Origin of the sequence: Cytobacillus solani (genome assembly GCF_001420595.1) — a bacterium.
Classification (GTDB): domain Bacteria; phylum Bacillota; class Bacilli; order Bacillales; family Cytobacillaceae; genus Cytobacillus; species Cytobacillus solani.
This window is the reverse complement of sequence record NZ_LJIX01000003.1, coordinates 119,280-142,670: the sequence shown is the minus strand read 5'-3', so window position 1 is coordinate 142,670 and position 23,391 is coordinate 119,280. Positions and strand designations below refer to the sequence as shown.

At 39.3% G+C, this 23,391-nt stretch carries 15 protein-coding genes, 8 tRNA genes and 3 rRNA genes; 6 read left to right on the top strand and 20 right to left on the bottom strand.

Translation table 11 applies throughout. The features are described from left to right. The 5 genes from AN957_RS00790 (at position 1) to AN957_RS00770 (ending at position 6,405) form a co-directional block, all read left to right on the top strand. On the top strand, positions 1-717 hold the full coding sequence (locus tag AN957_RS00790) for an ABC-three component system middle component 1 (protein ID WP_056681759.1): 717 nt from the start codon (positions 1-3) through the stop codon (positions 715-717). Beyond that, positions 710-3,082, top strand: coding sequence for an AAA family ATPase (locus AN957_RS00785; protein ID WP_056681756.1), 2,373 nt, complete (start codon positions 710-712; stop codon positions 3,080-3,082). Before AN957_RS00790 ends, AN957_RS00785 begins: the two co-directional genes overlap by 8 nt. A 118-nt stretch (positions 3,083-3,200) precedes the next feature. After that, positions 3,201-3,485: a hypothetical protein gene (locus AN957_RS00780; protein ID WP_056681753.1), complete on the top strand. Its 285-nt coding sequence runs from the start codon at positions 3,201-3,203 to the stop codon at positions 3,483-3,485. Between the two features lie 1,003 nt (positions 3,486-4,488). After that, positions 4,489-5,694, top strand: coding sequence for an ABC transporter permease (locus AN957_RS29050; protein ID WP_082446464.1), 1,206 nt, complete (start codon positions 4,489-4,491; stop codon positions 5,692-5,694). Between the two features lie 222 nt (positions 5,695-5,916). After that, entirely contained in the window at positions 5,917-6,405 is a 489-nt protein-coding gene (locus AN957_RS00770; protein ID WP_056681746.1) for a hypothetical protein, read from the top strand. Between the two features lie 253 nt (positions 6,406-6,658). Here the strand turns inward: AN957_RS00770 and glmS are convergent, their stop codons facing one another. The 19 genes from glmS to AN957_RS00675 all read right to left on the bottom strand — a co-directional run bounded on the left by glmS (position 6,659) and on the right by AN957_RS00675 (position 21,718). Next, positions 6,659-8,461 (bottom strand): glutamine--fructose-6-phosphate transaminase (isomerizing), encoded by a 1,803-nt coding sequence (gene glmS / locus AN957_RS00765; RefSeq protein ID WP_053477968.1) that lies wholly within the window; start codon positions 8,459-8,461, stop codon positions 6,659-6,661. Positions 8,462-8,946: 485 nt separating this feature from the next. Continuing rightward, positions 8,947-10,299, bottom strand: a complete 1,353-nt coding sequence (gene glmM, locus AN957_RS00760) for a phosphoglucosamine mutase (RefSeq protein WP_053477967.1) — start codon at positions 10,297-10,299, stop codon at positions 8,947-8,949. Between the two features lie 33 nt (positions 10,300-10,332). Continuing rightward, positions 10,333-11,607 carry a CdaR family protein gene (locus AN957_RS00755; protein WP_056681743.1) on the bottom strand — a complete coding sequence of 425 codons (1,275 nt, stop codon included), beginning with the start codon at positions 11,605-11,607 and terminating at the stop codon, positions 10,333-10,335. Then, entirely contained in the window at positions 11,600-12,430 is an 831-nt protein-coding gene (gene cdaA, locus AN957_RS00750; RefSeq protein WP_053477965.1) for a diadenylate cyclase CdaA, read from the bottom strand. The genes AN957_RS00755 and cdaA overlap by 8 nt, the downstream gene beginning before the upstream one ends. 208 nt (positions 12,431-12,638) lie before the next feature. Next, complete coding sequence (locus AN957_RS00745; RefSeq protein WP_053477964.1) at positions 12,639-13,274, bottom strand: anti-sigma factor family protein; 636 nt, start codon at positions 13,272-13,274, stop codon at positions 12,639-12,641. Between the two features lie 18 nt (positions 13,275-13,292). Continuing rightward, the gene (gene sigW, locus AN957_RS00740) at positions 13,293-13,856 is read right to left on the bottom strand and encodes an RNA polymerase sigma factor SigW (protein WP_053477963.1); all 564 of its coding nucleotides are present in this window, start codon (positions 13,854-13,856) and stop codon (positions 13,293-13,295) included. A gap of 218 nt (positions 13,857-14,074) precedes the next feature. Beyond that, positions 14,075-14,971 (bottom strand): arginase, encoded by an 897-nt coding sequence (rocF, locus tag AN957_RS00735; protein WP_053477962.1) that lies wholly within the window; start codon positions 14,969-14,971, stop codon positions 14,075-14,077. A gap of 258 nt (positions 14,972-15,229) precedes the next feature. Further along, positions 15,230-15,302: transfer RNA gene (locus tag AN957_RS00730), tRNA-Lys, on the bottom strand. A gap of 8 nt (positions 15,303-15,310) precedes the next feature. Continuing rightward, a tRNA-Gln gene (locus AN957_RS00725) sits at positions 15,311-15,385 on the bottom strand. 100 nt (positions 15,386-15,485) lie between these two features. Next, positions 15,486-15,569, bottom strand: a tRNA-Tyr gene (locus AN957_RS00720). Positions 15,570-15,584: 15 nt separating this feature from the next. Continuing rightward, positions 15,585-15,657 (bottom strand) — tRNA-Thr (locus AN957_RS00715). Positions 15,658-15,670: 13 nt separating this feature from the next. Continuing rightward, a tRNA-Val gene (locus AN957_RS00710) sits at positions 15,671-15,746 on the bottom strand. A 5-nt stretch (positions 15,747-15,751) separates the two neighbouring features. Next, positions 15,752-15,826: transfer RNA gene (locus AN957_RS00705), tRNA-Glu, on the bottom strand. Between the two features lie 18 nt (positions 15,827-15,844). Next, a tRNA-Thr gene (locus tag AN957_RS00700) sits at positions 15,845-15,917 on the bottom strand. Positions 15,918-15,954: 37 nt separating this feature from the next. Continuing rightward, positions 15,955-16,029 (bottom strand) — tRNA-Asn (locus AN957_RS00695). A gap of 9 nt (positions 16,030-16,038) precedes the next feature. Beyond that, positions 16,039-16,155 (bottom strand): 5S ribosomal RNA (gene rrf, locus AN957_RS00690). 190 nt (positions 16,156-16,345) lie between these two features. Continuing rightward, positions 16,346-19,278: ribosomal RNA gene (locus AN957_RS00685) — 23S ribosomal RNA — on the bottom strand. A gap of 420 nt (positions 19,279-19,698) precedes the next feature. Further along, positions 19,699-21,249, bottom strand: a 16S ribosomal RNA gene (locus AN957_RS00680). The 16S, 23S and 5S rRNA genes sit together here with 8 tRNA genes alongside, the layout of an rRNA operon. 238 nt (positions 21,250-21,487) lie before the next feature. After that, on the bottom strand, positions 21,488-21,718 hold the full coding sequence (locus AN957_RS00675; protein WP_053478228.1) for a hypothetical protein: 231 nt from the start codon (positions 21,716-21,718) through the stop codon (positions 21,488-21,490). 139 nt (positions 21,719-21,857) lie between these two features. Between AN957_RS00675 and pdaB the strand changes: the two genes are divergently transcribed. Further along, complete coding sequence (gene pdaB, locus AN957_RS00670) at positions 21,858-22,610, top strand: polysaccharide deacetylase family sporulation protein PdaB (RefSeq protein WP_053478229.1); 753 nt, start codon at positions 21,858-21,860, stop codon at positions 22,608-22,610. Positions 22,611-22,645: 35 nt separating this feature from the next. On the opposite strand, the gene AN957_RS00665 is transcribed toward pdaB, so the two are convergent. Next, positions 22,646-23,284 carry a KinB-signaling pathway activation protein gene (locus AN957_RS00665; RefSeq protein WP_053478230.1) on the bottom strand — a complete coding sequence of 213 codons (639 nt, stop codon included), beginning with the start codon at positions 23,282-23,284 and terminating at the stop codon, positions 22,646-22,648. Positions 23,285-23,391: the final 107 nt, after the last annotated feature.

Here is a 23,391-nt window from a genome sequence, read left to right as displayed (position 1 = left end):
ATGATAGAAATAATAAAAAAACTATTTCATGAAGCAGGTTATATTGTAGAAGAAATACAGCCTGAATTTGAATCGAATATCGAGCATTTGTCATTCTTTGCAAAAGTTACAAAAGAAGACAGATTTGACTTTTTCTTAGTAATAGAATTAAAAGAGGTTAAAATTGTTGAATCAATTTTGCAAAAGGTTGTAGATAAGTACTTTGAATACATTGTTGAAACAAATCATGAACAAGGCATTGATAAAAATCTTTCATTACTGATTCTCCTTCAAGAAGACTCAGTTCAATTAGAGAATAAATTGAACACATTTGTGTATGACTTAGAAGAAGATCCTTACGATTTTAAAAAATATGTATTATCTTACACAAAAGAACAGTTTTCATTGGTTGAAAAGCAAATTAAAAATGAAGATAGTTTTACAAATGTATTTCAACAAATAATACAAAACAAGGAAATGTTTTCAGAGTTCAAAAGCCCATCTAATAAAGAGGCATGCTTAATCTACGACCTAATTTCAAAGTGTTTTATTAAACTTCATTTTTTAACCATGGAAATAGACACTTTAAAACTCTCCAACCTAGAAAATGAAATAGAAAATGAATTGACCGTATATCAACTAGAAATAAGAGATAAAATTATATCTTTTGAATCAAAAGATGAAATGAATCTAGAATTATTACTTGAAAAGCTAGAGGTGGTGGAAGAAGGTGAATAGCAAGTTATATATTAATCGACTTTATATTGAAAATTTCAAAACCATCGATAAAGCAGTAATTTCATTTGAAGATCAAGACATCACGGTGTTAGATGGTCCAAATGGATTTGGGAAAACAACCATTTTTGACAGTATTGAACTTGTTTTAACAGGGCAAATAAAACGAATTCAAAAATACAAAGTAGCTGTTACAGCAAGAGGATATAAGGATTATTTATTCGCAAAAAATCAAGAAAAACCTGTTGTAGTAAAAATTGAACTAAAAGCTGTTGGAGAGGGTTGGAGTGAAATAAGGGTATTTGGCAGAAGAATTGATCCAACTAAACTTAGACCAACAGGTAAAAAACCTTTTGAATTTAACTATGAGCTTCATGAATTAAAAACAATTGATGATGATATGACAGACAAGACCATTACCGAAAAACTTGAACTTGAAAAGGTTTTTAAAGTGAATGATTTTATTGACAGATATAGTTTGTATCATTATGTAGAGCAAGAAGATTCGAGTCATTTATTTAAAAAAAATGAGAAAGAAAGAATTGAAGTCATCAGTAAACTATTCAATATACATGAAGAATATCAGCAAAAAGATAAACTAGAGACTGCTAGAAGAGTGCTAAGAAATAAGCTAAGGGAAATCGAAAAAGAAATTCAAACATTTAAAGGATTTGTAACTGAAAAAGAATCAGATAATGTTCGAACGTTAAAACAAGTGGAATACATAAAATTGTTACCTTTTACAAATAAGAAGCCTTGGGACAGCAAAAGACTCGATAATTTGGATAAATATAAAAAAGACACTTACATATCGGAACTAAACCAAATCATACAGTTTAAAAAGCATTTTGAAGATTTCAATAAACAAACGAAAAATAATTACATATCACAAATTATTGCAAACAAAGAAAGATTATCTGCACTAATCGTACTTGGTTTTTTTAACGAGGAAATTGAGACTTTTAAGAAAGAGAATGAAACAAAAAACAGTTTGAAAAATTACTTAAAGGTCCTTGAAGAGAGAAATATCCTCACAAGTTATATTAACTGGGATATTATTTTTGAAACTTTAAATCTGCAGACTGATAAATATTCACTAATAGAAAAAATTGATCTTATTAAATCGCTTAATAATAATACAAATAACTTTTCGAATGCTGTAAAAAACCTTCTAAGTGCGCGAGAGAGTTTAAAAAGTCAATTTTACAGTCTTGTTAATATGAAACCGGACTCTATTATAAATCAACACTGCCCATACTGTGGACAGGATTGGAAATCCTTTAAAGAATTAGAGAAACAATTGGAACAAAAGACAATGGAGTTACAACAAGATTTAGATAGCAATTCAAATAAAGTAGTTAAAGAAATTAATCAAATGTATAACACAACTCTTCAGAATATGATAGATCAATTAAAAAGCTATATTTCAGATGATTCTAGAATAAAAGATGACTTCTTCCTTCAACTACAACATTATAGAAATCTAGGTATAGATGTTAATAAAGCAAAAGTGTTCTTAGAGGATATTGGCATTAATCCTGAGCAATATTTTAATAAGGAAAAAGAATTTGTTAGCGATCTAGAGGAAAGAACTGAAAAGTTTATTTCAGACTTAGAATCCCGAATCCAAACCACAAAACAATTTACAATGGACAATTACAAATCATTACAAGAAATTTTCGTTAACGTTTTTAATTCGGATTCTAAATTGGTTGATGAAATTAAAGTCGAAGATATAGAACATAAGAAGCTTTATATTGAACATACTTTCTATGAGCAGTCGAACCAGTTTTTTATAGAAGTACAAAAACTTACTGCCAGACAGGAAAAAGTAAAATCATTATGTCAAAATCTAGATGATATCATTGCTGTTTACAATAAAAAAATAAACCAGCATAGAGGAAAAATGATCAATGATTTAGAAATTCCGTTTTATATTTACAGCGGGAAAATTATACAGAATCACCAACGAGGCATTGGTGTATTTATTAAAGAAGAGAAAAACGATAGTGACGAAGATACTGAAGTGAAAGCCATCAATTTTGTACCTCCTGAAGAAACTGACCATGATATCGTCCATTCCTTTAGTTCAGGTCAACTATCAGCTACCGTGCTTTCTCTCACTTTAGCTCTAAACAAAGTTTATAATCAAAGTGGATTAAACACGATTCTAATAGACGACCCAGCTCAGACGTTGGATGAAATAAATATGGCTTCTTTTGTAGAGTTACTTCGAAATGATTTTCGTGATAAACAAATCATTCTATCAACTCATGAGGATAAAATTTCACTATACATGAGATACAAATTTTCTAAATTTGGTCTTAGAGCAGCTAATGTAAACGTAAAAGAAAAACTAAATAAATAATATTTTAAAAAGGTATGAAATCTACGAATATTTTAAAAGTAGAATTCATACCTTTTTTAAAACATAAATAATAAAAACGCTAGTGTTTGATGGATTAAAAAAATGATGAGGTGAGGTTGTGCGGATAGGTGAAGATAACCTGTTAATAGATGCTGTAAGAGGAGCTGTTGACTCATATATCCGAATGATTAACGAGGCTGAAAAAGATGACATTAATGGAAAAGGAATCATTAAACCTGAATGGTACTACTATATTGATCCTTCGAATGAAGATTTTGTGATACTACTTGAAGTTAGAGGATTTCAGGAAGAAATAACGCTAAAAAAAAGTGAGTGGAAATCCTACCAATCCAATATGCTGGGGAACGAAAAAATAAAACAATTAGCGAATAGATGGAGTTAGTCAATTTATGTAATCTACTATTAAAAACCTCATAAATCCCCCTAAAGGGTCTACTTGTGAGATGAAACAATAATTACCAAGGGAAATAACAGTTCCATTTGTTGCACAGTACAACGATACTATTCAGTAGAGAATCCATATTTACCAATTGGCGCGATTGTAGAACAACTTAGGTAGAAAATGATTAAAATTTTTTATAAAAATCAACCTAAGGCTGTTGAAGAAGAATCCATTTTGATCAATCTTTTTTTGGAATTTTCACATTTACCATAAAAACAGGTTTGTAAGGTGCTATCGATCAAACTTTATTTCAAAACAGCATAAGTTGGGAATTAGATTAAAAATTAACAAGGAATATCCCGTATGAAAGGGACATTCCTTGTTTTTTTATTTAGAGAAATAACTTACTTTTTTAAATATCAAAAACCTTGTTTATAAAAATACAGGTTTCTAGGTCACAACTGAATTGTTTAAGTCATGATTGAGTTGTATAGGTCACGACTAAGTTGTTTGAGTCACGACTGAGTTGTCGTTAGACACAATTTTTGTTCTCAGACAACAAAGTCGTGACCTAAATTTCCTTGAAACTTTGATTATTGATGCAAAATAATTAATATTATACAACTCAAATATGACCCATTATTTGTTCCCTTGTACTTTTATAGGCAACTAAGTGTGACCTAATAGCTACGAAAACTACATGTTGCCATTAAATTAATAAATCATAAGTTTGAAATTTGGAAACTTTGGAAGAGATATAGCGGATGGTGATTCTTCAATAATGAAGGATCGCTTTTTTTTATTAAACAATCGGAGCGGATTAGTTTAGAAATAAGTTTTACCTTTGTTCAACAAACGGGCCATTTAATTGAATACCAAGTGGTGTTCAATTTGGATATTTATGTTAAAATTTTCAATGTAACGAAGGAACAGGTTAATCCCATTATTGAAATGCTAATTAAATTATACATATAGTGCAATTTGAATATTATTCAATGAAAGTATGGGTGTACTAATGGATATAAAAACATTATGGGGTTTAAGGGTTCAGGAATATTATAGAAAAATGTTCAGGTACTATTCAATAATTGGTGCGAATGTTGTTTATTTTTTTCTGATCATTAGTAGTGTCTTTATATATTATTTTAATTTATTTCTTCAGTGGATACCTCCTCAAATATCTGTTGAAGTAATCTTATCACTATTTGTAACCTACATTTTAATACAGACAAAAGTTCGTACATTTGTTAAAAGGGCAGATATAATGTTTTTGTTGCCATTAGAATGGGGATTAAAGTCGTATTTTATTAAATCACTTATATATAGTTTTGTTATTGATGTTATTAAATTGGTAAGTTTCATAACTGTTTTTTTATCCCTATTTTTGCACACAACTAATATAAATCTTCCCCTTCTTTTTTTTATAGTGGGGATTGCTGCTTATAACATTTTAATGAAGTGGACTGAACAAAGGTTAGAGAACCATGTACAATTTGTGTTACATAGGTTAAATAGGTTTTTTTCAATATATTTAATGTGTTATTTTTTGTTTAAAAATGACTGGATTTTTGAACTTGTTTTAATGAGTGTAAATTTCGTCTATTTAATTTATTTTATAGGAAAAAAAAGAAATCTGAATTGGCAGTGGCTAATAGCTGAAGAAGAAAGTGCATTATTAAGAAACTTTAAATTTATTAATATTTTCATGGATGTCCCTAATCTTAAACGTTCTTTTCGGAATAGACGTTTGCTCACTATAATTGTGAAAAGGTGTATCCGATTTAGTCAAAGCAGCACATTCATGTATTTATACTCACACTTGTTTATAAGATATAATGATTACTTTTACCTTTATTTAAGACTAACTTTAATTGGCATATTTGTTAATTATGCTATGCCAACAAGTGGTTGGATTTTTAATCTCCTAATTTTATTTATGACTGGATTTCAAGTAATTCCTTTACAACATGAAATTAAACAAAGTGTATTACTTTATCCTATTTCTAAATCTCAGATAAAAGATTCTTTCTTAAAGTTTGTCTTGGTCATACTATATGCACAATTTTTTATTCTATATTTCGCTATGTTTATTCATACTTCTACTGCTAAAATATACTATCTTGTAATTGGAAGTTTATTTGTTTATGTATTTGTATATTTCTTTGTATCAAAGAGAGTCAATATCTCAGGAAGTGCCTTTAAAGAGTAGCGTGGTATTCAACTAACAGGGGTTTGAGCAAAATAACTGAGGAATTATTTTGTAACTTTGAAGTTCTTCAATATTCCATAATCGGGCGCTTTTCTGAAATAAGGATAGCGTCTTTCTTCATGAAAAGGGCCAATTAATAGCATAAACGATTTCACAAATGGATAAAGAAATATGGGTTATAATTAGTTTAAATAAAAATTGATAAAGGAGCATTATCAACGTATGTTTGGTTTCTTATACAAAACAAAGTTAAGAAAAAATGATTTAAAAGGTATAGCGAAATTAATGTATCAGGATGTTTCTGAAGATGCCTGGGATAAAGATAACCTTACTAGAAGAAATTTAGATTTCACTGTTGAAAGCGTTCGATATATTGATTTATATGCAAAAAGATTAATGAATACTGTAATTGGTACAGAACTGTTGAATAAGTACTTTGGTAATTTTGTGAATCGCATAGGTGCATATATAGGAGAAGTTATTAAAAATAATATAAAGCAAGACTTTTACTGGTATGAGTTTGAGTCTGTATACCATTATTCATCCAAACTTGATGGAGTCTATAATCGTGGGAGTTATAGTGTTCTTTATTCCAAGAAAAGGGATATAGTTATATTACCTTTGGTTGTGGTATCTCAATTCTTGGAAGGGAATTCCCCTTATCCCAATATCCTGAATTACGTAGAAGAAATGATTAAGCAAAATTCTTGAATAAGAATTTTATCGCATTTTATCATCACAAAGGAATTTGAAGAAGGAATTAAATATTATAAGTTAGAAAAAAGGAATGTCTCCAAAATTGAGACATTCCTTTAGATTTTCAAGAGTACATCTTACTTTTTAATAAACACTAGGTCACGACTGAATTGTTTGAGTCATGACTGAGTTGTTTAGGTCACGACTAAGTTGTCTGAGTCACGACTGAGTTGTCTGGAGACAATTTTTACAAAGCAACCCTTCCTGCCTACTCCACCGTTACACTCTTAGCCAGGTTTCTCGGCTTATCAACATCGCAGTCGCGGTGCAGTGCAGCATAGTAAGAAATAAGTTGTAGTGGTAAAACAGAGACAAGAGGTGTTAATAGTTCGTGCACTTCTGGAATGATGAAGGTATCGCCTTCAAATTCCAGTCCTTTCATGGAGATGATGCACGGGTTAGCGCCGCGGGCAACGACTTCTTTGACATTTCCGCGAATACCTAAATTAACAATTTCTTGTGTTGCTATTGCGATAACAGGGGTGCCTTCTTCGATTAAAGCGATTGTACCATGCTTTAGCTCTCCTCCAGCAAATCCTTCCGCTTGAATATAAGAGATTTCTTTTAGTTTTAGTGCACCTTCAAGGCCTACATAGAAATCGATGCCACGTCCGATGAAGAAGGCGTTGCGGGTAACTGTTAGAAACTCACGGGCAATTGATTCGAATTCTTCCTTTTCATCACAAAGCACTTCCATCGCATTGGCGATAATGCCTAACTCTCGGACAAGATTGAAATTCGGTTCCATGCCGCGGCTTTTTGCCGTTACTTCAGCTAAGATGACTAATACAGCTAGTTGTGCCGTGTAGGCTTTTGTTGAAGCAACGGCAATTTCAGGACCAGCATGCAGCAGCAAAGTATAATCCGCTTCACGTGACAGCGTAGAGCCTTGTACGTTTGTGATTGTAATGGCTTTATAACCCATTTCCTTTACCTGAACAAGAACGGCACGGCTGTCAGCTGTTTCCCCGCTTTGTGTGATAAAGATGAACAATGGTTTTTCAGAAAGCATAGGCATGTTGTAGCCAAATTCACTTGAGATGTGTACCTCTACAGGGATTTTTGCCAATTTTTCAATGAACTGCTTTCCAACAAGACCTGCATGATAAGAAGTACCTGCTGCAATGATGTAAATGCGGTCTGCCTCATTCATGGCAGTAATAATCTCCTGATCAATCGTTAACTCGCCATTGTCGTTTTGATATTTTTGAATAATTTTGCGCATCACTAAAGGCTGCTCATCAATTTCTTTAAGCATATAGTGAGGGTATGTGCCTTTTTCAATATCACTTGCATCAAGTTCGGCTGTATATGGCTCACGGGTAATAACATCCCCATTAAGATTTTTAATCGTCACTGCATTTCTTGTTACGATTACCATTTCTTTGTCCATCAGCTCTACATATTGATCTGTCACTTGCAGCATCGCCATCGCATCAGAAGCAACTACATTAAAGGAATCACCCAAACCTACTAAAAGCGGACTCTTGTTTTTTGCAACAAAGATTGCTTCTTCATTTTGGTCATCTAAAAGTGCAAGTGCATAGGATCCTTTTAATAGCTGAAGCGTTTTGCGGAACGCTTCTTCAGTACTTAGCCCTTCGCCAGCAAATACTTCAATTAGCTGAACAATGACCTCTGTATCTGTTTCGCTCGTAAAGTTCACATCCTGCAGGTATTCACGCTTTAAGATTTCATAGTTCTCAATGACACCATTATGAACAAGCGTAAAACGGCCTGATGCACTTTGATGAGGATGAGAGTTGATCGTGCTCGGTACCCCATGAGTAGCCCAGCGAGTGTGACCAATTCCAGTCTGGGCAAGCACATCAAAATCAACTGTATTACGTAAATCTGCTATACGGCCTTTTTCTTTAAAAACATGAACGCCTTTTTCATTGATTACAGCAATTCCTGCTGAGTCATAGCCTCTATATTCAAGCTTTTCTAAACCTCTAAGTAGAATTTCCTTCGTATCATTTAATCCAATATATCCTACGATTCCGCACATACTTCTTTTCCTCCTGATGAGAAGGGGCAAGAAGCCAATTAGGGCAGTCTTGCCCCTTATCTCTGTAGTTAAATTTAAATTCGTATGATGTCAGACAACTCCACCTGAACATACGATACTCTTTTTGCTTTGTAAATTAGCATTCCCTACTCTTTGTCCATTAAGTTACCCTAATGCTTTAAAGAAGAGATGACGGTTTGCTTTAACCGGGAGGCATCCGCCGATTGATCGATAAACCTCCTCCTCGTCAACTAATCCCCTCTATCCGATCGGAATTAGTCCAGGCGCTTCTATTCCATTCTATTATCCTACTGCCCACCTTTCTTTTTTTTAAACACTATTTTGTAAAAAAATTTACAAAGCACGATAATCATACAATATAGGCAGCAACTAGTCAACCAAAAACGAAAGAGGAGCTCCTTGAACACCCCTTTAAATAAAATATGCATAAGGGAGTCTTTTCGTTCCCTTATGCATTCTATATCTTATTCTTCGTCTAAACCCATTTCTTGCTTCACAACTGAGGCAATACGTTCAACATAGGCATTGCACAGCTCCTCTGTTGCCGCTTCCGCCATCACCCTCACAAGTGGTTCCGTTCCTGAAGGACGTACTAATATCCGCCCGTTTCCTTTCATTTCATGCTCAACTTCAGTAATAATCGCACGTACCTTCTCATTATCTGTTACATGATGTTTATCAGTCACTCGAATATTGACAAGCTTTTGTGGAAATTTTTGCATTTCCTTTGCCAGCTCAGATAATGGCTTCTTTGTCATTTTCATTATATTTACGAGCTGCAAACCTGATAAAAGTCCGTCCCCTGTTGTTACATAATCGAGGAAGATAATATGGCCAGACTGCTCACCGCCAAGATTGTAGCCGTTCTTCTTCATTTCTTCAACCACATATCTGTCTCCGACTGCGGTTTGAATGCTTTCAATTTCATTTGCTTCAAGTGCTTTGTAGAAACCAAGATTGCTCATAACAGTTGAAACAACTGTACTATGCTTCAATCGGCCTTGTTCCTTCAGATACTTTCCACAAATGTACATAATTTGGTCACCATCGACAATATCGCCATTCTCATCAATCGCAATCAGGCGATCTCCATCTCCATCAAAGGCCAGACCAATATCCGCTTCCCGTTCCTTCACAAATGCGGCAAGGGTTTCAGGATGTGTGGAACCGACTCCCTCATTAATATTCAACCCGTTAGGAGAAGCACCAATCATGGATAAATCCGCATCTAAATCTGCGAATAGATGGGATGCAAGTGATGATGTTGCTCCATGTGCGCAATCTAAAGCAATATGTATGCCTGAAAAATCCTCATCCACCGTCTGCTTTAAATATTGGAGGTATTTCTGTCCGCCTTCAAAATAATCATTTACTTGCCCAAGATCGCCTCCAACTGGTCTAGGCAGCTGATCTTCCTCCATATCCATTAAGCTTTCAATCTCAAGCTCCTGCTCATCTGAAAGCTTAAATCCGTCTGGACCGAAAAATTTAATCCCATTATCAGCAACAGGGTTGTGGGAGGCAGAAATCATCACTCCCGCTTCCGCACCAAGTGCCTTTGTTAAATAGGCAACACCTGGAGTCGAGAGAACACCTAAGCGCATAACCTCCGCACCAATGGATAGTAAGCCTGCCACTAAAGCCCCTTCAAGCATATGGCCTGAAATCCGTGTATCACGACCAATCAAAACCTTCGGGTGATTTTTATCCTTAGTTAAAATATATCCTCCACATCGACCTAATTTAAAGGCCAATTCAGGGGTTAATTCACTATTTGCGACCCCGCGTACTCCATCCGTACCGAAATATTTTCCCATACCTATTATCGCTCCTTCTTTCGTTTTTCTAGATTATACTTCCTTTTGAGTAATCGATATTTTTGCCGTTTCCGTCGCCAGCTTCCAATCAATATCCGTCGGACCTTTAACACTAATTTTTACTTCATGGTCCCCTTCACTTAAATTAGCTAAATCCAGAAAGACATTAAAGTCACTCGCCTGCAGCTCTGCAATCTTATCGCGTTTCCCTGTAACCGTTAAATTAGCCCCATTAGCTGGTGTCTGGAGGGAAGCCTCATATTCGCTGGCTAGTCCCGTTAGATGAATAGGGAGATTTGAGAACATCTTGTGTTCATCTGCCTCTTCATTATTTTTACTTGTTTCACTATTTTTTTCACTCGTCTTTATTGTTGTTTTAACAGTCGTTGGATTGACTTCTTTTATTTCATCCGAAATAATGACTGGCAAAGTGATTTCTGTATTTCCATTCACTTGGCTAAGATCCACTTCCACTCTTACATTTTCCGTTTTATCCAGCACCTCTTGACTGCCATAAATCTTTGCTTCGGTTACATCAAGTGAAATCGATTCAACAGAAATATTCTCTGGCGGACTTCCCTTTTCAACGATTTTAATTGGTACGACCTTACTCAAGCTTTTAACAGGGATAATTACATCCACCGTTTCCTGTTCGATGAATACATCTAACTTATTCATGTTCTTATCTAATACAAGAACTTGAGCTTCTCTTCTTACGGTTTCCTTAATCGGGTCTTTAATATTTACGGCCGCTTTTACATAGGTAATTCTTTCGATTACATCTTTCGCACCGGTTATCTTCACTTTCTTTGGCTCAGCCTCAGGTGCTTCTGAAATATAGCCATCTTCAACTAATGACTGATCAAATTCAACATCAACTTTATATTCCTTTGTAACCTTTTCTTGTATACTGACATTGACATATGCCGGATCAATGGTCACATCCAATTTATCCGAAATATCCCTAATTTTGATTGGTACCCTTTCTGTACCTATTTCGGCATCAGATAAATCCACATACACTTCAAAATTCCTTTGTACCTTTGCTGGCTGAAGGACATTTTTTGGTCCTTTTATTGTAAGTTCAACCGTATCTGGTACACCAGTGACAATTAAGTTCTCTGTATCATAATACGTCTTAACCGGAACATCAGATAGTACCTCTGTGTCTTGCTCTCCTGGAACATTTACATTCGATACATTTTTAATTGGATCATATACGGATTGGAAAAGCAGTAAGGCAAGGATTAAGGCAACTATTTTCATAAACCAGCGGGTATCAACAAGTTTATCGATAAATTTATCCATTTTTCTTCACCCTCCAGTTCCAACGTCCTGAAGAAGTTTGTTTTACATTATTTTTAGCGATTAGTTCATTCGTAAGCAATTCCTTGAATGCTTCTGATTTCAAATCCCTGTGCAGCTCGCCATTTTTCGTCAGCGAAACACTGCCGGTCTCTTCTGATACGATTACGGTTAAACTATCTGTTACTTCACTAATTCCAAGAGCAGCCCGATGTCGTGTTCCAAGCTCTTTTGAAATAAACGGGCTTTCTGACAAAGGCAAATAGCACGCAGCAGCAGCAACCGTATTCTTTTGTAAAATAACAGCTCCATCATGTAATGGAGTGTTAGGGATAAAGATATTTATTAGCAATTCAGAGGAGATTTTTGATTCAAGCGGAATACCTGTTTCAATATAATCACCCATTCCCGTTTCACGCTCTACGGAAATAAGCGCACCAATACGGCGCTTTGCCATATAATCAACAGCTTTAACAATCGCCTCTACCATTTTCTCCTGATCTTCGCCCTCCTGATTGCCACTTCTTGAGAAAAGGCGTCCTCGCCCTAATTGTTCAAGCGCTCTTCTTAGTTCGGGCTGGAAAATAATTGCAATTGCCAAAAATCCCCAAATAAGTACTTGTTCCATCATCCATCCTAATGTTTGCAGGTGGAAGGTATCGCTGATAATTTTCACGAGGAGTATAACGAATATTCCTTTTACTAATTGAACAGCTTTCGTCCCACGTACAATGGTAATAAGCTTATAGATGACGAACCATACAAGGAGAATGTCAACAGTATTAGCCAAAAATTTCAGTATAGAGAAATCTGAAAACAACGACATTGTCCTTCCTCCAAAAATATATTAATACAGTGCATGCGTCTTGCCCTTATTAAGGGAACTCTTCGGGCTTGAGCCAGACTGTTCAAAATACGATTAGTTCTATTCATTTCGTAACTTTCATATTATATCATTGAAAGCAATCCCATTCCAATGAGGAATATACTTGAAATAAAAAATAGGAACACTGCATACATGCAGTGTTCCTATTTTACTTTGCTGCTTCAGGTTCTTCTTGGTCAAAAATAGAAACCACCTCTGTTGCGGTCTTTTTGATGTGATACCACAGCCAATCAAAAATCGCATTCACTTCTTTAATTTCTCCTGTCACTTGACCAGCAGAAGCAAGGTACTTTTCTCCATTGATGACGGTAACATCGCCTTCAACCTGTCCCTCAATCTGGATTTTTCCATTTTTCACAGTCACATCGCCTTTAACAACTTCTCCTTTAGGGACAATGACGGTATCATTTTGGACGATAAGATTTGGCTGCTTGGATACTGAAAATTCATGATCCTGCTCCCATGAAGAAAATAAACTTCCTGCCATAAGCACGATGAATAAAGAAGCTGCCGTAAATAAAGGATGATGCCTGACCCAACGCTGAAAACCGACCTTACGTTTTTCCTTAGGCAATTTAGCCATCACCTTTGCAGTAAAATCCGATGGCACATTTATATGTGAAGTACTCTGAACAAGAGCAATGGTCTTTCGTAACTCATGAAAATGTGTTTGACACTCCTTACAGCTTTGGAGATGTGCTCTTAATTCTTGTTCATTTTCGGCTGAGATCTCTTCATCTAAATATTCATGCATATAAATGATCATTTCTGCTGGACACTTCAAAGTTCTCACCCTCTTTTATTATACATGCCGTAATTGGTTTCTTAATGCTTCTCTTCCTCTGTGTATTCTAGTCTTAACCGTACCTAAGGGCAAATCCAAAATCTTACTAATTTCATTTAAGGATAGCTCTTCAATATACTTTAATACAATAACAGTACGGTATTTTTCAGGAAGCTTAGAAATCTCCCTCTGGATGGTTTCCTGTAGCTCTAAGCTCTCTACATCGTCTTCAGGCAAGCTTGTATCTGATGCAATTTGTGAATACATTGTTAGTCCGTCTGTACCTGCCACCTCTGCATCTAAATAATAATCAGGCTTCTTCTTTCTGATCCGGTCGATACAAAGATTTGTTGCTATTCGATAAAGCCACGAAGAGAACTTTAGATTAATATTAAAGCTATGGATATTGACGTATGCCCTCAAAAAAGCCTCTTGAGCAATATCTTCCGCCTCATGCCTATTTCCTAGCATTCTGTAACAGATTTGAAATACCTTTTCTCCATATATTTCAACCACTTCTGCATAAGCATCCTGATCGCCTTTTAATACTTGTTTTATCCTTTTCTTTACGATTGCTTCCATTTTTTTACCTCCGCTCAACATGCGGCTAATCGACATTACGAATCGATAGCGGAAAAGGTTTCACTTTTTTTAAAAAAATACTCATTATATCTATATTAACAAATTTTTACTTACTTGGATGGTTTTTTTCCTATTGGTGTAAAAGAATATTAATTATAGAAGTTCAATTGAATGCCTAATAAAAAAACAAGAACATAATGTTCTTGCTTTCAACTATACTATAATAACTTTTCCCCAAATAGCGATCCCATTAAGGCTACAGCAACAGTTGCTGTTTTATTCTTATCATCGAGAATCGGATTTACTTCTACAAATTCAGCTGATGTAATAATCTCAGATTCAGCCAGCATCTCCATTGCTAAATGGCTTTCACGGTAGCTTATGCCTCCTAGTACCGGAGTTCCTACACCTGGTGCATCATTAGGATCAAGTCCATCTAAATCTAAAGAAAGATGTACACCATCCGTATTTCCCTTTAAATAGGAAATCGCTTCTTCCATAACCTTCGTCATCCCAATGCGGTCAATCTCATGCATCGTATAAACCTTAATACCCTTCTCCTTAATCAAGGCTCGTTCCCCTTCATCTAATGAACGTGCGCCAATAATTACAATATTTTCAGGCTTAACCTTCGGTGCATATCCACCAACATTCGTTAATAACGGATGCCCCATTCCAAGGCTTACCGCAAGCGGCATCCCATGTATATTCCCAGTTGGCGATGTCTCTGCCGTATTTAAATCTCCATGTGCATCATACCAGATAACACCAAGATTATTATAATGCTTCGCTACCCCAGCTAGTGTTCCAATCGCAATACTATGATCTCCACCAAGAACTAATGGAAATGAACCTGCTTCAATTACCTGATCGACTTCCTTAGCAAGCATTTCTGACTTTTCAGCAATTAAATGCAAATTTCTAAGATTCGATTCTGGATCTATCTCTACTTCGGGTCTTCCAATAGCAATGTCCCCTCGATCATGAACTTCATCAAATAAATTTTTTAGCCTTTCATTTATACCAGCGTAACGGATAGCACTTGGCCCCATATCCACTCCGCGTCTCATTTGTCCCAAATCCATAGGCATCCCAATAATGGCAAGCTTCTTCATGAAAAAATTCTCCCTTCATCCCTGTATCTATCTCTATTTTAACCATATTAAAAGAAATGACTCAACTCGACAAAAGCATGTATATATATACGAAAAATGAGTAAGATTCTAAAAATTAATATAGTTAGTCACTTAAGTATGTAGCCTTTACACTGGGCTTCATGAATTTATTTCTGACCGTAATACGTTTTACAATGAATAAGAGAAAAAAGACCTAAAAGGATTCATTCCCTTAAGGTCTTTTCTTCATCATATAAATGAGCCATGAAGGACTCGAACCTTCGACCCTCTGATTAAAAGTCAGATGCTCTACCGACTGAGCTAATGGCTCAAAAATAATGGCTGGGCTAGCTGGATTCGAACCAACGCATGTCGCAGTCAAAGTGCGATGCCTTACCGCTTGGCTATAGCCCAATGATTCTAATATCATTTGCAAAAAGGACAATGATTATTCTTAAAAAATAAAAAGGACTAGTTTATTCTTGTCCATTTTTAATATTGCTATTAAAAATAATGGTGGAGGGGGACGGATTCGAACCGCCGAACCCGAAGGAGCGGATTTACAGTCCGCCGCGTTTAGCCACTTCGCTACCCCTCCGAAAGTTATAAAACATGCCGGCCAGAGGACTTGAACCCCCAACCTACTGATTACAAGTCAGTTGCTCTACCAATTGAGCTAGGCCGGCAAAATAAAATTAATGGTGGAGGATGACGGGATCGAACCGCCGACCCTCTGCTTGTAAGGCAGATGCTCTCCCAGCTGAGCTAATCCTCCGAAAATGGTGACCCCTACGGGATTCGAACCCGTGTTACCGCCGTGAAAGGGCGGTGTCTTAACCGCTTGACCAAGGGGCCATATAATTGATTATGGTAAGCTCCCAAGCGGGCTCGAACCGCTGACCTCTTCCTTACCATGGAAGTGCTCTACCTGCTGAGCTATGGAAGCATAAAAACTACCTGCTCAAATAGATCTTCAGAAAAAATGGCTCCGCAGGTAGGACTCGAACCTACGACCGATCGGTTAACAGCCGATAGCTCTACCACTGAGCTACTGCGGAATATTTAAAGCCTAGCGACGTCCTACTCTCACAAGGGGACAGCCCCTAACTACCATCGGCGCTGAGAAGCTTAACTTCCGTGTTCGGGATGGGAACGGGTGTGGCCTTCTCGCCATCGTCACTAGACCTATTTATGATGAGGTTTGTTCCCTCAAAACTAGATAATGCTAAAGAAGAAGTTGAGTAATCATTTTGTCCAGCTACGGCTCCTAACTTCTCGGTCGTTTCGATCCGCCCCTACAAATCCAAATGCGGGATTTGCATGGTCGGCTCTCCAACGCCTCTCGAAGTTGAACAGTCGCCTTCGCCTTTCATTTTGGTTAAGTCCTCGACCGATTAGTATTTGTCAGCTCCACGTGTCACCACGCTTCCACCTCAAACCTATCAACCTGATCATCTTTCAGGGGTCTTACTAGCTTGACGCTATGGGAAATCTCATCTCGAGGGGGGCTTCATGCTTAGATGCTTTCAGCACTTATCCCTTCCGCACATAGCTACCCAGCGATGCTCTTGGCAGAACAACTGGTACACCAGCGGTGCGTCCATCCCGGTCCTCTCGTACTAAGGACAGCTCCTCTCAAATTTCCTGCGCCCACGACGGATAGGGACCGAACTGTCTCACGACGTTCTGAACCCAGCTCGCGTACCGCTTTAATGGGCGAACAGCCCAACCCTTGGGACCGACTACAGCCCCAGGATGCGATGAGCCGACATCGAGGTGCCAAACCTCCCCGTCGATGTGGACTCTTGGGGGAGATAAGCCTGTTATCCCCGGGGTAGCTTTTATCCGTTGAGCGATGGCCCTTCCATGCGGAACCACCGGATCACTAAGCCCGACTTTCGTCCCTGCTCGACTTGTAGGTCTCGCAGTCAAGCTCCCTTATGCCTTTACACTCTTCGAATGATTTCCAACCATTCTGAGGGAACCTTTGGGCGCCTCCGTTACTTTTTAGGAGGCGACCGCCCCAGTCAAACTGCCCACCTGACACTGTCTCCTGCCCCGATCAGGGGCATGGGTTAGAATTTCAATACAGCCAGGGTAGTATCCCACCGATGCCTCCACCGAAGCTGGCGCTCCGGCTTCCAAGGCTCCTACCTATCCTGTACAAGCTGTACCGAAATTCAATATCAGGCTACAGTAAAGCTCCACGGGGTCTTTCCGTCCTGTCGCGGGTAACCTGCATCTTCACAGGTACTATAATTTCACCGAGTCTCTCGTTGAGACAGTGCCCAGATCGTTACGCCTTTCGTGCGGGTCGGAACTTACCCGACAAGGAATTTCGCTACCTTAGGACCGTTATAGTTACGGCCGCCGTTTACTGGGGCTTCAATTCAGAGCTTCGCGTAAGCTAACCCCTCCTCTTAACCTTCCAGCACCGGGCAGGCGTCAGCCCCTATACTTCGCCTTGCGGCTTCGCAGAGACCTGTGTTTTTGCTAAACAGTCGCCTGGGCCTATTCACTGCGGCTTTTCAGGGCTATTCACCCTAAAAAGCACCCCTTCTCCCGAAGTTACGGGGTCATTTTGCCGAGTTCCTTAACGAGAGTTCTCTCGCTCACCTTAGGATTCTCTCCTCGCCTACCTGTGTCGGTTTGCGGTACGGGCACCTTATCCTCACTAGAGGCTTTTCTTGGCAGTGTGGAATCAGGAACTTCGGTACTATATTTCCCTCGCTGTCACAGCTCAGCCTTCACGCAAACGGGATTTTCCTCGCTTGCAGCCTAACTGCTTAGACGCACATATCCAGCAGTGCGCTTACCCTATCCTCCTGCGTCCCCCCATTGCTCAAACGGAGTTTGGTGGTACAGGAATATCAACCTGTTGTCCATCGCCTACGCTTTTCAGCCTCGGCTTAGGTCCCGACTAACCCTGAGCGGACGAGCCTTCCTCAGGAAACCTTAGGCATTCGGTGGATGGGATTCTCACCCATCTTTCGCTACTCATACCGGCATTCTCACTTCTAAGCGCTCCACCAGTCCTTGCGGTCTAGCTTCAACGCCCTTAGAACGCTCTCCTACCACGGACATCGTAGATGTCCATCCACAGCTTCGGTGATACGTTTAGCCCCGGTACATTTTCGGCGCAGAGTCACTCGACCAGTGAGCTATTACGCACTCTTTAAATGGTGGCTGCTTCTAAGCCAACATCCTGGTTGTCTAAGCAACTCCACATCCTTTTCCACTTAACGTATACTTTGGGACCTTAGCTGGTGGTCTGGGCTGTTTCCCTCTTGACTACGGATCTTATCACTCGCAGTCTGACTCCCATGGATAAGTCTTTGGCATTCGGAGTTTGTCTGAATTCGGTAACCCGATGGGGGCCCCTAGTCCAAACAGTGCTCTACCTCCAAGACTCTTTCTACATGAGGCTAGCCCTAAAGCTATTTCGGAGAGAACCAGCTATCTCCAAGTTCGATTGGAATTTCTCCGCTACCCACACCTCATCCCCGCACTTTTCAACGTGCGTGGGTTCGGTCCTCCATTCAGTGTTACCTGAACTTCAACCTGGACATGGGTAGATCACCTGGTTTCGGGTCTACGACCACATACTCATTCGCCCTATTCAGACTCGCTTTCGCTGCGGCTCCGTCTATTCAACTTAACCTCGCATGTAATCGTAACTCGCCGGTTCATTCTACAAAAGGCACGCCATCACCCATAAACGGGCTCTGACTACTTGTAGGCACACGGTTTCAGGATCTCTTTCACTCCCCTTCCGGGGTGCTTTTCACCTTTCCCTCACGGTACTGGTTCACTATCGGTCACTAGGGAGTATTTAGCCTTGGGAGATGGTCCTCCCTGCTTCCGACGGGATTTCTCGTGTCCCGCCGTACTCAGGATCCACTCTGGAGGGAACGAAGTTTCAACTACAGGGCTTTTACCTTCTCTGGCCGGCCTTTCCAGACCTGTTCATTTACCTCGTTCCTTTGTAACTCCGTGTAGAGTGTCCTACAACCCCAAGAGGCAAGCCTCTTGGTTTGGGCTAATCCCGTTTCGCTCGCCGCTACTCAGGGAATCGCGTTTGCTTTCTCTTCCTCCGGGTACTTAGATGTTTCAGTTCCCCGGGTCTGCCTTCAATACCCTATGTATTCAGGTAAAGATTCTATCCCATTACGGATAGAGGGTTCCCCCATTCGGAAATCTCCGGATCAAAGCTTACTTACAGCTCCCCGAAGCATATCGGTGTTAGTCCCGTCCTTCATCGGCTCCTAGTGCCTAGGCATTCACCGTGCGCCCTTTCTAACTTAACCTACTTCGGTCAATGATCAACTGCGCATCTCGGCGTCAGCTCTCTCGCTGTGCTCCTCACGTACTGAGTACGTTCCGGTGCTCGCTCGGTCGCTTCCTTGATCTGCTTGTTGCTCATTGCCCTCATGGTTTACACTCTTACTTGGTTTTAAAAACTCAATATAAGAGAAAAAACTAAGATGGCGATTACTCGGTTATCTTCTTTATTGCATTATCTAGTTTTCAAAGAACAAGGCTACTGATTTCAATCACAACGTGATTAAGCTTCGTAGCTATTCATCATGCTGCCTTGCGACGAGCTGAGGTTTATCTTCCTCGAACTACTGCGGCGCAGGAGCAAAATAATATGAGAGATTACTCTCTCAAAACTGAACGAACAATGAAACGTCTTTTAATGAAGTTAGACTTCATTTCATCCTTAGAAAGGAGGTGATCCAGCCGCACCTTCCGATACGGCTACCTTGTTACGACTTCACCCCAATCATCTGTCCCACCTTAGGCGGCTGGCTCCTTGCGGTTACCCCACCGACTTCGGGTGTTACAAACTCTCGTGGTGTGACGGGCGGTGTGTACAAGGCCCGGGAACGTATTCACCGCGGCATGCTGATCCGCGATTACTAGCGATTCCGGCTTCATGCAGGCGAGTTGCAGCCTGCAATCCGAACTGAGAATGGTTTTATGGGATTGGCTAAACCTCGCGGTCTTGCAGCCCTTTGTACCATCCATTGTAGCACGTGTGTAGCCCAGGTCATAAGGGGCATGATGATTTGACGTCATCCCCACCTTCCTCCGGTTTGTCACCGGCAGTCACCTTAGAGTGCCCAACTGAATGCTGGCAACTAAGATCAAGGGTTGCGCTCGTTGCGGGACTTAACCCAACATCTCACGACACGAGCTGACGACAACCATGCACCACCTGTCACTCTGTCCCCCGAAGGGGAACGTCCTATCTCTAGGATTGTCAGAGGATGTCAAGACCTGGTAAGGTTCTTCGCGTTGCTTCGAATTAAACCACATGCTCCACCGCTTGTGCGGGCCCCCGTCAATTCCTTTGAGTTTCAGCCTTGCGGCCGTACTCCCCAGGCGGAGTGCTTAATGCGTTTGCTGCAGCACTAAAGGGCGGAAACCCTCTAACACTTAGCACTCATCGTTTACGGCGTGGACTACCAGGGTATCTAATCCTGTTCGCTCCCCACGCTTTCGCGCCTCAGTGTCAGTTACAGACCAGAAAGTCGCCTTCGCCACTGGTGTTCCTCCAAATCTCTACGCATTTCACCGCTACACTTGGAATTCCACTTTCCTCTTCTGCACTCAAGTCTCCCAGTTTCCAATGACCCTCCCCGGTTGAGCCGGGGGCTTTCACATCAGACTTAAGAAACCACCTGCGCGCGCTTTACGCCCAATAATTCCGGACAACGCTTGCCACCTACGTATTACCGCGGCTGCTGGCACGTAGTTAGCCGTGGCTTTCTGGTTAGGTACCGTCAAGGTACCGCCCTATTCGAACGGTACTTGTTCTTCCCTAACAACAGAGTTTTACGATCCGAAAACCTTCATCACTCACGCGGCGTTGCTCCGTCAGACTTTCGTCCATTGCGGAAGATTCCCTACTGCTGCCTCCCGTAGGAGTCTGGGCCGTGTCTCAGTCCCAGTGTGGCCGATCACCCTCTCAGGTCGGCTACGCATCGTCGCCTTGGTGAGCCGTTACCTCACCAACTAGCTAATGCGCCGCGGGCCCATCTGTAAGTGATAGCCGAAGCCATCTTTCAGCTTTTCTACATGAGTAGAAAAGGATTATCCGGTATTAGCTCCGGTTTCCCGAAGTTATCCCAGTCTTACAGGCAGGTTGCCCACGTGTTACTCACCCGTCCGCCGCTAATCTTTGGGAGCAAGCTCCCTCAGATTCGCTCGACTTGCATGTATTAGGCACGCCGCCAGCGTTCGTCCTGAGCCAGGATCAAACTCTCCAATAAAGAGTAAGATTAGCTCTTAAGTTTTAATACTTGAATTAACGTTGACGTTTTTTGTTCGTTCAGTTTTCAAAGAGCAATATCAATTCCGCTGCTTACAGCGACTTTATTAATATATCACCTTTCACTTTCGACGTCAACAACTTTTTTAAGTTATTTTCATTACGTCATTAGCGACGTTTATTAATATAACAGCTAAATAAAACTAAGTCAACAAAATCAAAGAGTTTTTTTGAAAGTTTTATCCCTTTTGTTCCCTCTTCTGTCTATTTAGCATATATTTCAAGCATTCATTAGGTGCAGCCACTCTTTTGAATAACGAAAATAATATTTTGTATCTCTCTTCCATTGCTCTTTTTACTATATGATCGATTCGTTCATCCTTCAAATCAAATAATATTTCATCCATTTCTCTTTTTATTAAATACTCTATTTCTTTTTGTTCTTTTTGATTGATTAACATTCCTAACATCCTATAACCCCTTTATTTCAGTTTGGTTTTTGTAGTATTTTCCATTTTATTTTTTTTATGAATTTGTTTTTCAAATCATTTTTGAAAATTACTTGCATAAGATTGAGACAAGAAGTATTTGGACGAGGTGAGAGGAATTATGAACTTCTTTTTTGTGCTTAACGGAAAAACGTTTAAACAGCTTGTTATCGTTGTAACAACCGCTTTTTTTGCTGCCTGGTTCCTTTACGTCGGAAACATTGTTCATCTGCCAGCTTTTTCAACAAAAGACGGGCCTAAAGCAATATACAAAGGTGAAAAAGATCTGGCACTCACATTTAATATCGGGTGGGGCGATGAAAAGGCAGAACCCATTCTCGATGTTCTTAAAAAGGAAAATGTGAAAGCTGCTACCTTTTTCCTTGCGGGATCATGGGCAGAACGTCACCCAGATCTTGTTGCTCGAATCGTTAAGGAAGGATATGAAATTGGAATACTTGGTTATAATTATGAAGACTATACCGAGCTTGAAGAACAGAAAATTAGGCAGGATATTGCGAAGGCTCAAGATGCATTTAAAAAGTTAAATGTAAAAGATATTAAGCTAATTCGAGCACCGACAGGACATTTTGATCAAAAAACATTAAAGGTAGCTGACAGACTCGGATATACGGTTGTACATTGGAGTCTTGATTCAAAGGATTGGACAAATCCCGGCATAGAGGTCATCGTCAAGAATGCGGCACAAGCAAAAAAGGGAGATATCCTGCTATTACACGCCTCAGATTCTGCGAAACAAACAGCAAAAGCTTTGCCTCAAATCATCCAAGGGATAAACAGCAAAAATTTAAAGTTTGTGTCCGTTTCTGAAATGATTGCGAATGCTGAAACAAATACAAGCGAAGTCAAATAATACAATAATATATTAACTAAGCAAAAAAGCCGTCCTTATTTGGCCGGCTTTTTTGCTACTTTTTGTCTTTGCTCTTGTGAAGCTTTATTAAGCTTTTGAAGAATAAGCAACTGGTACGCGTTACATACTAATAACGGAAATATCATTAGATATACCCAGCTTTCTTCATTTACTCGCAAAACTGGGACCCACTCGATTGTTGTTACAACAACCATAAAAAATACAGCAGGTATAAATGCTTCTTTACTTGTCATCTTAACTTTCATTGCTGCCACTGCCGCTCCAACAACAAGGATAAATGCTGCTACTCCAACATATGGCCAAATGCTGTCTCCTTCTTCAGCAAAAGTATTATAACGAAGGTAGACCAAATCAAATAAAACAAACAAGATTAGAATAACCTGAACTGCATTCCATAACGAATGGGATTTAAATATGCCAAGTCCAAAACGATGAACGGTTAAATAAGCAAAAAAACCTGCTTGGCTTAGAACACTGAAAATAAAACCTACTCCAATTAACCATATTAAAACAGATAATATTTCAAGAAGATCGAAAGATGTAAATATAGGTTCAAATTCATTCCAGCGCACAATAAAACCTACAACCCCAGTAGTTAATCCCCCAACTAACAGAGTTGTCATAAACAACTTTACCCAGTTCCGGCTAGTCAACTTATTTTTCCTCCATAGCATTTATTCAATCCCTTTTGATTGTACCAACGTAGCAATAAAAAATCTAGGTAAAGCAATTCAAGCGAATAATATTTGCTCATTTTCTT